Genomic DNA, 16,480 nt, shown 5'->3' with positions numbered 1-16,480 from the left:
ATGAACACTTTACAAAACCGCCTCAAACTGGGATTTGCAATCTATATTGCAGGATCTTTTACCCTGTTCTTACAATTCTTTCTCTATCTGTTGCAAAGCAATATCGCTTCGACCACCGATTTCGCCGGATACGGTTACTACCTCGTTGCGGCTTTTGCACATGCCGGTCTGTTTGCCTTAATTCCCTATCTGCTATATATCCTGATGTCGCTGGCGTGCCCTTTCCCCCGTTTCAACCAAGGTCTACTGATTACCTTTTATTTCCTGTTGAATATCGTAGCCTACCTGAACGGCCTGGTCTTTCAGCTATACAAATTCCATATCAACGGTTTGGTACTGGACATGGTTTTCGGGCAAGATGCCGGACAAGTGTTCAATTTCGAAACGTCTTTGATTCTCAGATTTGCATTGACTATCCTGGCTGTGGGCTTCCTGTTTTCCGGCATAATGTGGATAGCCTACCGCTTTTATCAGCGTCTGAGAAGACGGCAAATTATCTTATATCTTGTTCTCTTTGTATGCAGCACTTTAAGTGCACATTTAGTGCATGCCTATGCCGCTGCTTCAAACCAATTTTCGATACAAAATGTCGCAACCTGCCTGCCACAATTTTATCCATTGACTGCTAATAAGTTAATGACAAAATTAGGAATTATCCATCACCCGGTTTCCCATCCGCAACTGAACGACACCACCACTCTCAATACCGGTATCACCTATCCGTTACATCCGTTGATTTCAAATGATACCGTTTCACGGAAAAATATTATTTTTATCCTTCTGGATTCCTGGAATCCACGGATATTCGATACAGAGACCATGCCGAACCTCTCCGGTTTCGCAACCCGTAGTTCGGTTTTCACCCATCATCTGAGTTCCAGCAGCGGTACACGAGGAAGTATTTTCGGCCTGTTCTTCGGAATTTCTCCTACCTATTGGAAAGCTTTCGAACTATCGGGGACCTCTCCTTTATTCATCCAAACCCTGCTCGAACAGGGGTATGACGTTCAGACCTTTCCGAGTGCAACTCTTCAAAATCCGCCTTTCGACCGGATTATTTTCGGGGAAGTTCCGCACCTTCGGACAGAAACCCAAGGGGCTACTCCTTTCGAACGCGATACCCGGCTGACGGCCGACTTTCTTCAATATCTGGACCAAAAACCCGACAAACCGTTTTTTGCTTTTTTATTCTATGATTTGTTGCATGCCATCTCCATTCCGGCTCCTCACCGTCATAAATTCGAACCCTCCTGGGAGTATGCCAATTATATGGCTCTGAGTAATGAAATGGATGCCACGCCATTTTTCAACCTCTACAGAAATTGCGGTTGGTATGTAGATTCCCTGGTTGGAAGTATCGTCGGAGAACTCGAACACAAGGGACTCTTAGACAATTCGATCCTGGTCATTACCGGAGACCACAGTCAGGAATTCAATGAGAATAAAAAAAATTACTGGGGTCACGGCAGTAATTATTCCGATGCACAGATTCATGTGCCTTTCATTTATTACGAACCCGGACAAGCTCCACGGAACTATCACCATACAACCACTCATTACGACATTGTGCCGACTTTGATGCATACCCTCTTCGGTGTTTCGAATCCTCCCGGAGATTACAGCATGGGCCATTTTCTCACCGACAGCCTGCGCCCGCTCTTTCACCTGACAGGTACCGAAGAAAATTATGCCTTTGTCACCCCCGAAGCGATATACGAAAAGAAACATTCAGGCCGAATCGTCGTAACGGACAGTCTGCTGAATCCGATCGATCATCCGATGTCTCCTCAACTACTCAAAGAAGTTTTGGAATATAAAAACCGATTCAGGAAAAAAGACTGAACCACGATTTATACCGAAATCGCTCCTTTGATATGCGGATGGGGATCGTAGCCGGTCAATTCGAAATCTTCATAGCGGAAACCGAAAATATCCTTCACAGCCGGATTGATATGCATCTGCGGTAAAGCGCGGGGCTCGCGGGACAATTGCAGACGGACCTGTTCGATATGATTCAGGTATATGTGGGCATCCCCCAGGGTATGTACGAACTCACCCGGCTGCAAACCACAAACCTGGGCCATCATCAGGGTCAGCAAGGCATAAGAAGCGATATTGAAGGGAACTCCCAAAAAAGTATCGGCACTACGTTGGTAGAGCTGGCAGGATAATTTGCCACCGACCACATAAAACTGGAATAAAGCATGGCAGGGAGCTAAAGCCATATTTTCAATATCTCCGGCATTCCAGGCACTCACAATCAAACGCCGGGAGTCGGGGTTGTTTTTTATATCGTGGACCACCTGTGCGATCTGATCCAGATGGGTCCCGTCGGGCCGGGGCCATGAACGCCATTGATAACCGTAGATATGTCCCAAATCCCCGTCGGCATCCGCCCATTCGTTCCAAATCTTCACACCATGATCCTGTAAATATTTGACGTTGGTGTCTCCTTTCAGAAACCAAAGCAATTCGTAGATAATCGATTTGAGATGCAATTTTTTGGTGGTCAGCAAAGGAAAACCTGCCTGTAAATCAAAACGCATCTGATGACCGAAAACACTGATCGTCCCTGTTCCGGTACGGTCTGTTTTCTCTGCTCCTTCACTCAAAATCCGGTCCAGCAAATCCAAATATTGTCTCATAATTATGCTCTGTTTATATCCTTACAAAGATAAAATTAATTCACTCAATTTCTATCTCCGATTCCTAATCTTTCTTCCGGATCAGCATCAATCCATGCCGCACAGGCAACAACAGATTTTCTACCCGGATATCGGCCTGCACCAACTCATTAAATTCCAGTATCCCGCGTGTTTGCGCATCGCGGGTATCTTTTTCCGTGACCTTACCGTCCCACAGCACATCGTCAGCCACAATGATACCTCCCGGCCGCACCTTATCGAATACCAGCCGGTAATACGCTGCATATTGCCTTTTATCGGCATCGATGAATACCAGATCGAAGCATTCATCCAGCCCGGGTATTATCTCACAGGCATCTCCGATATGAAAAACGATCTGTCCGGCCAGTCCGCTACGTTCGATATAATTACGCGTAAAATCTTCAATCTCGTCATTGATGTCGATGGTATGGAGCACGCCTTTCTCTCCCATGCCCATCGCCATCGAGATGGCTGCATAACCGGTAAATGTCCCGATTTCCAACACCCGTTGGACCCGGTTCATCCGGCACAGCATCTTCAGGAATTGCCCCTGCAGATTTCCCGACAACATCCGGGGTCTTAAAATCTTCTGATGAGTAGCCCTCGACAACTGTTGCAATATTTCCGGTTCCGGTTCGGAGTGCAATCCGATATATTCTTCCAGTTCAGCATCCAAGTCCAACATACTTTCTTTATTTATAGATCAAAACCGATTGTTTATCCTGAGCAAAAATCTCCCGGGCCACCTGCCGGAGCAACTCAGGGGTAATACCTCCTACCTCTTCACAGACCGCCTCCAGTTCATCCACTTTATCATAAATAAGAAAGCTCTTGCCACTGGACAGCATCATATTTTCATAATTTTCCGACGCCAGGGTGATCTGCCCGATCATCTGATTTTTGGCTTTACGCAATTGGTTATATCCCAAAAGTTCCTCCCCCAAAGCCGCCATCTCTTTCCGGCAAAGTCGCAGACACTTGTCCAGATCGCCGGCATCACAGCCGAAGTATATCGTGAAAACCCCCGTATCCGAATAGGGGGTATAGGAAGCTTCGATGTTATAAGCCAGTCCGTATTTCTCCCGGATATTCAGGTTCAAACGGGAATTCATCCCCGTCCCCCCCAGGATATTGACCAAAAGAGAAAAAGCCAGACGTTTATCTTCGGTATAATCGTAAGCGACGTTTCCTATAATACAATGATTCTGATAAGTATCCATATCGATCACTTTCTGCCGGGGCAAGTATATCCCGGGACGTTCACGAACCAATACAGCCGGATCCCCGGGAATATCTCCGAAATATCTTTCAATCAGGCGGACCAGTTTATCGAAAGGAATATCCCCGACCGAACTGATCACCATTCTTCCCGGCCGGTAATTCCGTTTGACGAAATCGATAATATCGTCCCGCCGGAGGCCTTTTACCGCCTTCTCGCTTCCCAGGATATTTCTACCGATCGGATAATCCGGATAAATCAGTTCCTCGAAATCGTCGAAAATCAATTCGCCCGGACTATCTTTGTAAGAATTGATCTCATCGATCACTACCTCTTTTTCTTTCTCTATCTCTTTTTCGGGAAATACCGAATGAAACACGATATCGGCGAACAATTCCAAAGCCCGTTCATAATCCCTGGCCAGGAAGGAAGCATAAATACAAGTATCTTCTTTCGTCGTATAAGCATTCAGTTCTCCTCCCACATCTTCTATGCGGCTCAGGATATGAAAGGCTTTTCTTTTCTCCGTCCCTTTAAAAATCACATGCTCGATAAAATGAGCGATCCCCTCTTCTTCCGGGCGCTCGTCCCGGCTACCGACACCGATAATCAATCCACACCAGGCAGCTTTACCGTCCACCTGCTGATGAATGACCTTCAATCCATTTTTCAATATATGAGTCTGATACATGCTCACGCGCAAACCTCCTTCATATCCCGTTCCCCTCCGGGTGTTTAAAGAAAAAAGCCCTGCATAGCAAGGCTTTTCCCATATTATTTCCTAAAATCTTATTTCTGGAATAATTTTTCGAAATCAGCCATAGAAATCTCTTGTTCTTCGAGCTTCACGTTTTCCCGGATCACGTCGAAGACTTTGTTATCTAAAGCTCTTTCATACAGATGCTGACGCTGTTTTTCATCTTCCAGCAATTTAGCTGCAAATCCGTCCAGCTGTTCGTCGGTCAATCCGTATAACCCGTATTGTTGCAGCTGGGCAGCAGCGATCTGGCGTCCTTCCCGTTTCATATCCTCGGCTTCCACCTTCACATCATAATCTTTCACGATAGCCGATTTCACCAGCTGCCATTTAAATTCATCCCGGTAGCCTTCGAAATCTTTCTCCACTTCTTCAGGAGTCATCTTTTCATTGACAGCCACAATCCATCTTTTCAGGAAAGTTTCGGGCAGAACGACATCTTCATTTTTCTTTATCAGTTTTTCTTTGGCATCGATGGTAAAGCGGTATTCAGAATGTCCTTTCAGCTGATTTTCGATATCTGCCTTCACGCGATTACGGAAATCCGCTGCATCTTTGACCACTCCTTCCCCATACAATTTAGTAAACAATTCTTCGTTTACTTCTGCATCGATATAACGTTTGATTTCTTTGACGATAAAACAATAGTTTTCACCGGCATGTTCGGCTTCTTCTTTCGTGACACCCAACATAGCAGCAAAATCGGTCTTGTTCGGGTATGCTTTCACTGCATTGAACTTCACTTCCTCACCTGCTTTTTTACCCTTGAAAGCATTTACAGCTTCTTCATCTTTCATGTGGAATACCGACATCGAAGCATCTTCGTTTTTGATACCTCCTTCTTTCACATTTCCGTCAGCGTCCAATTCGATCAATTCCCCTTTCAGGTATTCGGTACCTTCGATCTCATCTACAGCGATCATGTTACCGTTGTTTTTACAGATACTTTCGATCTGTTTGTCGATCATTTCATCGTCAACTTTGATGGTATAGAAAGGTATTTTTTCACGTTTGCTCATTTTGGCATTCACCTCAGGAGACAAAGCGATATCATACAGGAATTCGAAATTTTCATCCTCCAGGTTCAGTTCCTTCTGTTCAGTCTCGTTCGGAAGCGGTTCACCCAGAATCTGAAGGTTATTCTCCTTGATGTAGTTATTCAACGATTCTCCCAAAACTTTATTGATTTCATCTACCAATAAAGATTTTCCGTACATTTTTTTCACAATTCCCATCGGAGTTTTTCCTGGACGGAAGCCGTTTACTACTACTTTCTTCTGATAATCTTTCAATGCTTTCTCTACGCGGCCGGCGTAATCTTCTTTACCTAGTTCGATCTTAATGGTTGCATTCAGATCGTCGATCTGGTTTTTCGTTATATTCATGCCATTCTTGAATTATAGCAATTGTTATTATATATGACTAACTCTCTTCTCAATCAGAAAAAAGCCACCTCGCATAAGGTGGCTTCCCTACTTTTGTACGGGCGAAGGGACTCGAACCCCCAAGTCTTGCGACACTAGATCCTAAGTCTAGCGTGTCTACCAATTCCACCACGCCCGCGTGCCGGTTTTTGACGCTGCAAAAGTAATATTAAATTTCATATAGTCAAACTTTTTTTGAAAAATTCAGTTTTACAAACATAAGTTACAGAGGGGGTAAACGTTACGGAGGATAACCTGTCTCATGCTCCCTCTGTAACGTTTACTAACACACCTTTGCCCCAACGTCTGTTTCCCAGCCTAAATCGTTTGTGTCATCGAGATCACTTTACCGAAACCGGAGAAGATACTCGGACTATTGGCCGGCCCTCCGAACATCGGTCCGTACATGTCTTCAATCTTTCCGGTAGTAGGACTCACTTCAAATTCTACGATCTTTCCTTCCTGAGTTTTTTCATTCCATACGGCAGCCCACAAAACACGTCCGGCTGTCGGGAATCCCCCCGTTCCGATCATATACAGACAAGTAATGACTTCGTCGTCGTCATCCGAGTTCCACACTTTTACAGATTCCGTTTGCCCGGTAGTATAACTATAAGAATACAAAGTATTACCGACCGAATAAAACAAAACGGAGCCTGCATTGGTCGAAGTAAAACAAGTGGCCCGGTCTAAATTCTCACATCCGGCCAGGGAACGGGAGTAACGAGCCAGCTTTCCATTATCCACGACATTGTAGAAACAAGCCACATCCATCCAATACCCACCGTCACGTTTCATCACCGCCATCGTCTCACCTCCGTTTACGGTGGCCGAATACACCAACTCCCCGTTCATATGGTTCACATCGAATACCGCTTCAGCATCCGCTTCACTAAAACGGCTCAATGACGAAGCCCGGTTGAAGAAAGGCCGGAAACCGTTCTGTTCTTTGTCGAAAACCACCTGGTAAGCCCCGATAGCCCCGGTCACAGGCCCCCAACCCGCAATCGTAGCCGAAGCCAGGTAAGGAGCAAGATCATACGTACCGCTCATCGCTACCGGAAACTTCCGGTCACCGGCACTTTGAATATACAGACAATGCAACCTTCCGTTATTGATCAGGAAATCACAATTATTCACACACATCATCGCCTCAGGACCGTATTCGGGCGCTGAATAAAACATATCGTTCCAGGTGTCCATAATCACCATATTCGCAGGTGAACAACGCAAAGCCTCCTGTCCGGTCAGGATATAATACCATTTTCCCGTAGTAGAATAAAAAATCAGCTTAGCCTCACCGTCCAAAGGATGTTCCGGATGTAAACCACTCCAATAATCCTGTTCGTGCCAATATTCTTCAGCCTGTGATCCGCTGAAAATCAAGGTCCTTTTCGATCCGAAAACATCGACATCCACCCGGCCCTCTTTTTCTTGTAAACAATAAATTCCACTCTTAGAACCCGCCTGAGGAAGAGTCAGGTACGATCTCGCCAGAAAAAATCCCATCGTATTGTATACCGTATCTTTGGCCATCATCCACACCTGATAAGCTTTCCCCGCCTCGAGACTCACCACATAATTCAGATCGAGTGTACGGGAAATGGTGTCGGCCGGCGGATACACCGTCGTATTCCCCACCGTTTCCGGTTTGTAATCGGAATCCATAACAAACCAACGGTATACCAGATTTTCAGGCTTACTATAGGTAACCCGGGGCGTAAAATGAATGGTATCCCCGATTTCCCAGGTCCGGAACAGTTCGGTTTTATCCGTTCCAACCGTATCTATCTTTATTTCAGGCGCCACATCGAAGTCGTAATCATACACGCCTTTATCCTCCAGACATCCCCAAAGTCCTATCGCCAAGAGGCAAAAAGCCCCGATTTTATATTTCATTCTTCTCATGATATGCTATTTTTATTAATTAAAAAGAAACGACAGCCCCATTTTCATCCTTCATATTCTCCGAATGGGTGGCATTATATTCTTCCAGCGCAGCGACCATCCGTAAACGATAGTTCCACATTTCTCCCCAAGTCATCCCCTCTGCTTCTCCATAGGTAAACTGACTGACTCCCAAAGTCGAAATAATAAACCGGTATTTGGTCTCGCTATAGTCACCGAAAAATTCGGTCAAATCCTCCCAATTGCCCGGCTTGGTAATTTTATCGTTCCAGGCGATAGTCAAAGCAGACCACGCATCGACTCCCGGTTGCAGATCACCGGAGCCGTCTATCTTCACCTGAAGACGTACTTCTTCGGTTTGCATCGCTTCCGTCCGGTAAAGCAGGATATCGAACCCCACCGAATCCTGACCGGCTTTCAGTATCACTTCCCGGGGCAGTGAATAATCGGATGCCTGTGCAGTTGTTTTCGACGGATCGACAGCCAATTTCACTGTCCGGTCGTAATCCGCCACTTTCCCTTGTATCACGACACAAGACGCTACAGCAAATTCCTTTACCTCTTCCGGATAAACCGAAAAGGTAAAAGTCATCGAATCTGTATTTCTGGTCCAGATCTCCGGGCCGACAATCCGGGCAAAATCTTCTTTTCCCCAAACAAAATCATCATTTTCGCAGGAATTCAACAAGAGTAATCCCCAAATTCCCAGTAGTATATATTTTATCATAATAATCCAATTTATCAGTTCTACAATCATTGCCGGTTACCGAATTCAACCTCATTCTCCGGCATCGGCAAAACATAGATATCGTCGCTACCGCTGACCGCCGACCCGGGAATAGAAGCAAAATTCAAGCGCTTATAATAGTAAAACAATTGTCCTTCCCCCACCAATTCCTTCCGGTATTCTTTATAGATTTCATTTTGAATCTGTGTCACCGGCAAGTTTTCATCCAACGGGTCGAAATCCAGATACCGGTTGTTCCGGACAGTGTTAAGATAACGGACAGCCTGCCGGGAATCGGTATTCAGTGAAGCTTCGGCAGCGATATAATACATTTCGGACCAACGCAAAACAGGCATAAAATTTTTATATGTACCGTTTTCATACTGCCAGAATTTAGACAGATAAGGATCACTGCCACTATAAGTCCAATGATAAGTATGCCGCCAATCCTGCCCATACGCTTTAGTCGAAACTTCGTAAATATCGTCCCACATTTCCTCGGAAGGAGACAATTTTTTCGTCTTATCGGTCTGTTCTTTAAAATAAGGCCCGATAATATCGTCCATATCGAGCACATTCAAACGGAATAACAGTTCGGAAGCGAACAACAAATCCCTTTCGTAAGCATTCGACGAAGTGATAGAAGTATAGTGTACCCAGGAAAATTTCTTTTCCTCGATCACTTTCCGGGCATAGACCAAAGCCTGCGCCAGATTATCGGCCCCTCCCTTCCATTGATAAGCCCTGGCTAAAGTTGCTGCAACGGCATAATAATTAAACCGATAGGAACGATCGTTCCGATAAGTATAAGCTTCCAGACTATCGGCCAGAAACAACGGATCGGTTTCCAGCAGCCCGAGAGCTTCCCGGGCATCCGCAATGACATAATCCAATACTTTATCGACAGTAGACTGCGGGGTTACCGCTGTCGAATAAGTCATTACATAAGGGATGGCTGGAGCTTGTGCATTCGAAGCATACGAAGGAGCGAACATCCGCAATAAATCCAGATGCAGAAAAGCACGCAATCCCAAAGCCTCCCCTTTGTATATGCGATAATTATCCCCACTGAACATCGCCGGATTTTTATCGATATACTCCAGCATAATGTTCAGATTGGCAATCGCCGAATACATCTGCGACCAAACCGTAGTGATCTTATTCTTCACCGCCGTATTCTCATAATTGTAAAGGCCTGCCTCATAATACTCGCTTCCTGTTGCCAGATCATAATTTTGTGTCAAGGCTTCGGCTAACCCGAAGGTCATTTCCTGCCCATACAAAGAGGTCGAAGCCAATCTCTTGTACACTCCGGTCAACTGGTCGCTGAAACCTTCTTCCGTAGAAAAAAGTTCGTCGGCGAGCACCTGTGATTTCGGACGTACATCGAAATAATCCGAACATCCTCCCGTCACGAAAAGGAACAAGGCACCGAGCCAAAAGCTCACATTGTATCTTAATTTGTTCATAGTTGTCCTGTTTTAAAAAGTTACCTGTAATGAGAAAGAGAACGAACGGGCAAACGGATAAGAAGTTCCGCGTTCCGTTTTCACCGAAGAAATGGTAGCAATATCATTCATATAAAAGGTGGCTTTCATGCGTTGCAGAAAACTCTTTTCCATGAAACGACACTCCCGGAAATCATAATAAACATTCAAAGAAGAGAATGTCAGCAGATTATAATCTTCAACAAACCGACTCGTAGGTTTAGTCTCGGAGTCGTCCGTAATCGACTTGAAACGGGCCACTTGCCCCGGTTCACTCCAACGTCCGGTGAAAACCCGCCGGTCGACATTATAATGTACATCGGCATTTTCTACTTTGTCCAACAAAGTCGTATTATACATTTGTCCACCCAGCCGCCAGGTAAAACCCGCATTCAATCCGAACCCATGATACTCCATATTGATACCGAAATTACCGGATACCTTCGGACGGGTATCTCCGCCGGCAATAAAATCGGAACTACTCCAATCGTAAGTCAGCGAACCGTCTTTCTTCACGAACACCTCTTTCCCGGTCTGGGGATCGATACCCAAAGATTTCACTACCCAGATCGTACTCATCGACTGGCCTTCTTCGTAACGGACAGGTACCGAGGTAGCAGAAGACGAGTCGTACTCTTCATCCGTGCTATCGTTCAATGCTTTCAATGAATTAGATATTTTCTTGAGGATATTTTTATTGGCAGCCGCCGACGCATAAAAATTCACATAACTCCGGCTTGGCGTATCTCTCCAAATCCGGCCGTTCAGGTACACTTCCCAACCTTTGTTTTCCACTTCACCCAAATTGGCCATGTAAGAAGAAAATCCCATAGAAGGCGGAGTCGTCACCGAAGTGATCGTCCCTTTGGTCGTCGAAACATAATAATCGAAACGCACATTCACCGCTCCCTGCAAAAAACTCAGATCCGCACCGATATTATTGTCGTATTTTTTTTGCCAGGCCAGATCAGGATTAGCCAATCCCATCAAATAAGACCCCAATTCGCCCTGATAAGCACTTTGGTAATAATTCAAGGTTGCAATAGCATCATAAGAATTAAAACCTTGCGACCCGGTATAACCTGTCGAGGCCCTGAATTTTATCCGCTCGATCCATTCTATATCACTGAAGAAACTCTCTTTATGCAGATTCCAACCCAAACCGAAGGAATAAAAATGTCCCCAACGGTTATTGGTCCCGAAATCGGAAGAACCGTTCAACCGGTAATTGACATCCAACAAATAACGATCGTCGAAAGAATAGTTTAAAGAACCGGTGAACCCCATGTCCCGGGTAATCCCTTCGCTACCGGTCGGTTTGGTATTCTTGTATTCTACCCCCATCGAAATATGATCCATATTATCATTGGCCAATCCCTGCACAGCAACCGTATAATAGTCATATTTCGCCCGGCTCATACTGTATTGGGCATTCAAAAAAAGCGTATGCCTCAATTTTGAGATCGAATAAGCCGCCCCCAAATCCAGACTCAGGTTATTATCTTTACGGGAATAGGTGGAATAGCTACCCCGCTTATACAAATTATCCCCTGTATAGCTGACAAAATTGGTATGTCCGGCAGGATAATAATCTTCCGAACCGGAGTTCTTTTTCGTCAAACCGAACCGGGCAGTCAGACGCAGATTTTGCAACGCCTGGTATTCGGCATAAAAATTTTCGGTAAACGTCGTGTATCTGTCTTCAAACCGGGTATTGATCAGGCCATTTTTCAGATAATTATATTCGGTCACCAAACCCGTCCAGGAATCTTCCATTTCTCCATCCTCGTCATGCAAACGGTTATAAGGATTCAGGTAAGCATAATCGCTGAACGAACCATAAGGTGAATCATTCGATTTATTATCGTCGATCGTAAACTTATTCCGGAACAATAAATTTTTGTATTTATATGAAAATGTAATCCCTCCGCTCAGGGTATTCCGGTTCGACCCTTTCATCACTCCGGCCACATTGTTATAACTCAGATCGATCCCATACAGCATATAATCATCCCCACCCTCCAGATAAAGAGAATGTTTTTGTCCGACCCCCACCCGCAAAGGTTTATCCAGCCAATACGTATCGACACCGGCCGCGATAGCACTGGCAACGGTCGTATATCTTTTGTCCAGATTCATCTGTTCTGTGGCAGATCCCGTCGAAGAAGTATAGAAACCGGCCAGATATTCCGCCCGCAATTTTTCCTCGGCATTACACAAATCATAACTGGATAAATCCGGAGCTTCGATATCCAGGCTTCCGGTATAGGTAATCTTCATTTTCCCTTTTTCCGGTCGGATCGTTTCTACCACCACCACGCCATTGGCCGCTTTCGACCCATAAATCGCCTTAGCAGTAGCATCTTTCAGCAAAGTAACACTCTGTACCTGATTCATATCAAGGTCCATAATTTTCGTCAGCGTCGTCTCGAATCCATCCAAAATAAATAACGGCTGATTCGGATTTTCCTGATATTCACTGGCCACTTCGGTAAATCCGGTCTGTCCACGCATCTGAAAATCGGGTATCGCATTGGGATTCGAACCAACCTCCAGATTTTCAACCATCAGAAAAGAAGGATCTATATTTTTCAAACTGGACAAGACATTTCCATTCCCGACCGTTTTCAATTCATCCCCCTTGATTGTGGTAACCGAGCCGGTATAACTATTCGCTTTACGGGTGAACATACCGGTTACCACCACTTCTTCCATCTCCTGGGTATCTTCTGTCAGTACAATTTTAAAATCGGTTTTCCCTTTCAGGGCTACCTGCTGGTTTTTATACCCGACAAAAGTAACTTCAATCTGAGTAACCTCCGACGGAATATTCAACTTAAACTTCCCATCGAGATCGGTCGAAGTAGCGATCAGGGTTTTCACTCCCGGAGCTTGTACCGCTTTCACCGTAGCTCCGGGCAGTATTTCTCCCTTCTGATCGACAACAAGCCCGGTAATCGTTCGCATTTCCTGAGCCTTCAGCTGTAATAAAGGTAAACACAAAAGCATACCGATCACAGCCAACAAACGCCACCCTCTCCGGTAATTTTTGTTTTGGACATTTTTTTTCATTTTCATAAGTTTTATAGTAAGTATCGGTTAGTTCAATATTTCGGCAATTTTATCGGACAACGCTTGTCCCCGCAGTTTATCATACTGTACGATTCCGTCTTCGGTAACCAGAAAAATAGCCGGGATCGTACGCCCGTAAAACTGCTCTCCGAACAACTCTTGCCGATCGATCAAATTAGGCCAGGGCAGCTGTTCCTCATCCAAAGCTTTCTGCCAGGCCTTATCCTCCTTATCAATAGATATACTAATGATTTCCAACCCTTTGTCTACATATGCTTCGTAAATTTTCTTCAAATTAGGAATTTCCCGCCGGCAAGGGCCACACCACGATGCCCAAAAATCGATCAAAACGCATTTTTTATTCTTACGCAAATCGCTGTCGGAGTGTATATTTCCATTCCGGTCGGGAGCAGAAAAGGCCGGTAACCGTTTGCCGATCAGATTCTCCGGGATCAGTTCCTTCTTCAACAACTGCCCATAGTAGCCATTTTGTATTTCTTCCGGGAAACTATTGTAAAGTTCAATCTGGGCAGGATCCTCGGTAAAATAATTAAAGCAATACAGCATCAACAGAGGTCCCCAATAGCTATCTTTATTCGCTTTGATCGAAGCCATAGTCTGCTTTTCTACCTGAGTGAAGAAAGCTTTCTCGTCTCTGGCATAGGCCTTCATCTCTTCGGTTTGATTCAGTGAATCTATCTTCACCGCATTTCCGGTACGGCGGGCCTCCCCCAACTGCCGGCTTATATCCTCGTATTTTTGGTGTAACCGAGTATAAGCTTTATCCAACTCCTGCCGGAAAGCTATTTTCTCCCGGAATTCCCGATCTGCCTTACTACCCGTAACAACCGCCTTATTCAATGTCACCATTTCCCGATCTCCATCGGTCGTAGAGACGGCTTCGCCTGTTATAGTCACCTCACCGTTTTCCAGCATAAAGGCATAATACAACTGCTTCCCCTCTGCCTGCAGATTCAACAACCGCGGCTCGGGTAACTGTCCCTCGAAAACAAATTTTCCATCTTCCACCACAGCTTCACCGATAGGCTTCTCTTGTTTGTGTGTTGCCGCCGGTACCAAAAGCATCCTGGTACCATCCGCTAACCCGCTCAGATTTCCAACCAACCGGTACGAATCCGGCGCAGTACAGGCCCCCGCTAAAAGTAGCAGCCCACCCAGGAAATAAAATCCGTTCTTCATAGTCCTTAACATTATCTTCATAACAAATTCTTAAAAATGATTTAGTAGGACAAAGAAAAACAAATCCGAAAAACACCTTATTATTAAAGCAATTCCAAAATCAGCAATTGCTTTTTTTGTAAAAAATAAATGTTAAAATACAAAAATCGTACGAATTTACACGGACAATTTTTGCATTTCTTTAAGATTTATTTTCTCTCAGCGAGCGGGCATGTTTCCGGTATTGGTCCGGTGACATCTGAACGACAGCTTTGAAAAGAGTATAAAAAGTAGTTACCGAGCTGAATCCCAGATCGGCAGCAATTGCTTTTATCGGTGTATCGTCCTGTGGATCAGCCAATATTCTCCGGGCTTCTTCGATCCGATATTTATTCATATAATGCGTAAAAGTCAATCCGGTTTGTTCATTGATGGTCTGCGAAAGATAGGTACGGTTAGTACCCAATAATTCAGCCATTTTTTCCCGGGTGAATAAACTATTTTTATATACCTGATCGTTTTGCATTAAACGCTCCAACCGGCCGAATAATTCCTGCTGGCTATCTTTATTCAGCGAAGAACCGGAATAACGCCCTCCATCAACAGCTCCGGCCTTACCGATCAATTCCTGCAATTGTTTCTCCTGCTCTGCTATCCGCTTAGAAAACTGTCTTTCCTTCGCCAGCCAATCCACACTTTCCCGAACAATCTGTTTATATAATCGATTTTTTCTCCGATAATTGATGTAGAACAGTAAAACGACGATCAAGACGACAAAAGTGATCCCGACCAAAGCCATCACCCGATTCTGTTCCTTTTGTAACAACATATTTTTTTGAGCCAATTCCTTATTTCGTTTCTCTGTCTCATACCTCACCATCAACTCCTTCTCTGTCCTTTCTTTGTCTTCGTTATACAAACGAAAAGATTCAGCCGTATACTTCTTATAATATTCCAAGGCTTCTTTTGGCTCACCTAACCGATCGTAACAGGCTGAAAGCAACAGGTAGACTTCCCGCCGGAACAGTGAAGTGATATTTTTTTCAGAGATCTCTTTCCCGATCTGTAATTTTTCCAAAGCAGACTTGTATTTTTTCTGAGCGATCAGTGCCCGTCCATAGCCGACATAGGTGGACACGACATAAGCAGCCTGTGAAAAACCATGTTCCCGGATCGCCTGCTCATAGTACAATCCGGCCTTCATATAATCCCCCGCTTCCAACGCTATTTCTCCGTATGTATTATAAATATCCGAACGATTTTTAAAGTCATAACGTTTACTCAACCGATCCGCTTCACGGGTATATCTCCAGGCCTCTTCCATCTTCCGGTTGAGACAAAGATTGCGGGCCATAGAAATCGCCCCGCAATAGATCAGATAAGGATCATTATTCTGCCGGCCCAGCAGGTAACATTTCTCTGCATATTCCAACCCGGCTTCTTCATTTCTTAAAGTCAGTACTTCCGCGATATTAGCGACTAACAAACAATACAACAACCGGTGTCCGCAACGTTCGGCGATATCACACCCCTCCCGGTAATAATTCAAAGAGCGGTAATAGTCACAAGTGACATTTTGTTCGTACAACCCAAGCCCGTTATACACCGAACAAAGTGCCGAATCATTGTGTTGTATCTCAGCCAATCGTTTTGCCCCGAGCAAATCCTGTAATCCCTCCTGCGTTTTGCCCAGCATGATCCGTGCTTGTCCCTGATAGATCAAGGCATAGGTGTAAAACCATTCTTGTCCTCCCCAAACGGTATTTTGTAAAATCTCCTGACAAACTCTTTCCGTCTCCTGATATTCGCCCTTAGAAATATGCCCATAAGCCTTATCTTTCAAGACATACAAAGCCGAATCCGACACCTTTCCCTCCTGCTTGCCACCGAACCCACAAAACCATAGATAACAAACTGATAACAAACAAAATAAACGCATCATAAAACGTCCCATTAAATTAGTCGAAAGTTTATAAAGTCTACAAAAAATTCTAAGTTCCCGCACCTGTGGGGGATTGACAATTGCCAGAGACCAGTTGAC

11 protein-coding genes and 1 tRNA gene are annotated in these 16,480 nt (G+C 44.8%); 1 reads left to right on the top strand and 11 read right to left on the bottom strand.

Going from position 1 to position 16,480, the window contains the following annotated elements; translation table 11 throughout:
- Complete coding sequence (locus AC5RDS_RS06930) at positions 1–1,842, top strand: DUF3413 domain-containing protein (protein WP_306445940.1); 1,842 nt, start codon at positions 1–3, stop codon at positions 1,840–1,842.
- Positions 1,843–1,850: 8 nt separating this feature from the next.
- On the opposite strand, the gene AC5RDS_RS06925 is transcribed toward AC5RDS_RS06930, so the two are convergent.
- The 11 genes from AC5RDS_RS06925 to AC5RDS_RS06875 all read right to left on the bottom strand — a co-directional run.
- Positions 1,851–2,645 carry a thymidylate synthase gene (locus AC5RDS_RS06925; protein WP_046402903.1) on the bottom strand — a complete coding sequence of 265 codons (795 nt, stop codon included), beginning with the start codon at positions 2,643–2,645 and terminating at the stop codon, positions 1,851–1,853.
- A gap of 64 nt (positions 2,646–2,709) precedes the next feature.
- Entirely contained in the window at positions 2,710–3,351 is a 642-nt protein-coding gene (locus AC5RDS_RS06920) for an O-methyltransferase (RefSeq protein WP_118108219.1), read from the bottom strand.
- Between the two features lie 7 nt (positions 3,352–3,358).
- A complete protein-coding gene (locus AC5RDS_RS06915; RefSeq protein WP_013613675.1) occupies positions 3,359–4,576 on the bottom strand; it encodes a M16 family metallopeptidase in 1,218 nt (405 codons plus the stop codon).
- Positions 4,577–4,674: 98 nt separating this feature from the next.
- Positions 4,675–6,027, bottom strand: coding sequence for a trigger factor (tig, locus tag AC5RDS_RS06910; RefSeq protein ID WP_013613674.1), 1,353 nt, complete (start codon positions 6,025–6,027; stop codon positions 4,675–4,677).
- Between the two features lie 96 nt (positions 6,028–6,123).
- Positions 6,124–6,205, bottom strand: a tRNA-Leu gene (locus tag AC5RDS_RS06905).
- 179 nt (positions 6,206–6,384) lie between these two features.
- Positions 6,385–7,974 (bottom strand): PKD-like family lipoprotein, encoded by a 1,590-nt coding sequence (locus AC5RDS_RS06900; protein ID WP_118108220.1) that lies wholly within the window; start codon positions 7,972–7,974, stop codon positions 6,385–6,387.
- Positions 7,975–7,993: 19 nt separating this feature from the next.
- Positions 7,994–8,701, bottom strand: a complete 708-nt coding sequence (locus AC5RDS_RS06895) for a DUF4843 domain-containing protein (RefSeq protein ID WP_013613672.1) — start codon at positions 8,699–8,701, stop codon at positions 7,994–7,996.
- Positions 8,702–8,727: 26 nt separating this feature from the next.
- Positions 8,728–10,170, bottom strand: coding sequence for a RagB/SusD family nutrient uptake outer membrane protein (locus tag AC5RDS_RS06890; protein ID WP_013613671.1), 1,443 nt, complete (start codon positions 10,168–10,170; stop codon positions 8,728–8,730).
- Between the two features lie 12 nt (positions 10,171–10,182).
- Positions 10,183–13,260 (bottom strand): SusC/RagA family TonB-linked outer membrane protein, encoded by a 3,078-nt coding sequence (locus AC5RDS_RS06885; RefSeq protein ID WP_046403987.1) that lies wholly within the window; start codon positions 13,258–13,260, stop codon positions 10,183–10,185.
- Positions 13,261–13,287: 27 nt separating this feature from the next.
- Positions 13,288–14,460 carry a TlpA disulfide reductase family protein gene (locus AC5RDS_RS06880; RefSeq protein WP_013613669.1) on the bottom strand — a complete coding sequence of 391 codons (1,173 nt, stop codon included), beginning with the start codon at positions 14,458–14,460 and terminating at the stop codon, positions 13,288–13,290.
- A gap of 181 nt (positions 14,461–14,641) precedes the next feature.
- Positions 14,642–16,480, bottom strand: a 1,839-nt coding sequence (locus AC5RDS_RS06875; RefSeq protein ID WP_494222275.1) for a helix-turn-helix domain-containing protein, incomplete at its 5' end; no start/stop codon positions are given.

It is taken from the genome of Odoribacter sp. (assembly GCF_985060555.1).
This window is presented reverse-complemented; position numbering and strand designations above follow the sequence as displayed.

What these genes read in the sequence shown, in the direction of transcription:
- AC5RDS_RS06930 (WP_306445940.1), top strand. Translation starts at nt 1, where the DNA reads ATGAACACTTTACAAAACCGCCTCAAACTGGGATTTGCAATCTATATT.
- AC5RDS_RS06925 (WP_046402903.1), bottom strand. Translation starts at nt 2,645, where the DNA reads ATGAGACAATATTTGGATTTGCTGGACCGGATTTTGAGTGAAGGAGCA.
- AC5RDS_RS06920 (WP_118108219.1), bottom strand. Translation starts at nt 3,351, where the DNA reads ATGTTGGACTTGGATGCTGAACTGGAAGAATATATCGGATTGCACTCC.
- AC5RDS_RS06915 (WP_013613675.1), bottom strand. Translation starts at nt 4,576, where the DNA reads ATGTATCAGACTCATATATTGAAAAATGGATTGAAGGTCATTCATCAG.
- tig (WP_013613674.1), bottom strand. Translation starts at nt 6,027, where the DNA reads ATGAATATAACGAAAAACCAGATCGACGATCTGAATGCAACCATTAAG.
- AC5RDS_RS06900 (WP_118108220.1), bottom strand. Translation starts at nt 7,974, where the DNA reads ATGAGAAGAATGAAATATAAAATCGGGGCTTTTTGCCTCTTGGCGATA.
- AC5RDS_RS06895 (WP_013613672.1), bottom strand. Translation starts at nt 8,701, where the DNA reads ATGATAAAATATATACTACTGGGAATTTGGGGATTACTCTTGTTGAAT.
- AC5RDS_RS06890 (WP_013613671.1), bottom strand. Translation starts at nt 10,170, where the DNA reads ATGAACAAATTAAGATACAATGTGAGCTTTTGGCTCGGTGCCTTGTTC.
- AC5RDS_RS06885 (WP_046403987.1), bottom strand. Translation starts at nt 13,260, where the DNA reads ATGAAAAAAAATGTCCAAAACAAAAATTACCGGAGAGGGTGGCGTTTG.
- AC5RDS_RS06880 (WP_013613669.1), bottom strand. Translation starts at nt 14,460, where the DNA reads ATGAAGAACGGATTTTATTTCCTGGGTGGGCTGCTACTTTTAGCGGGG.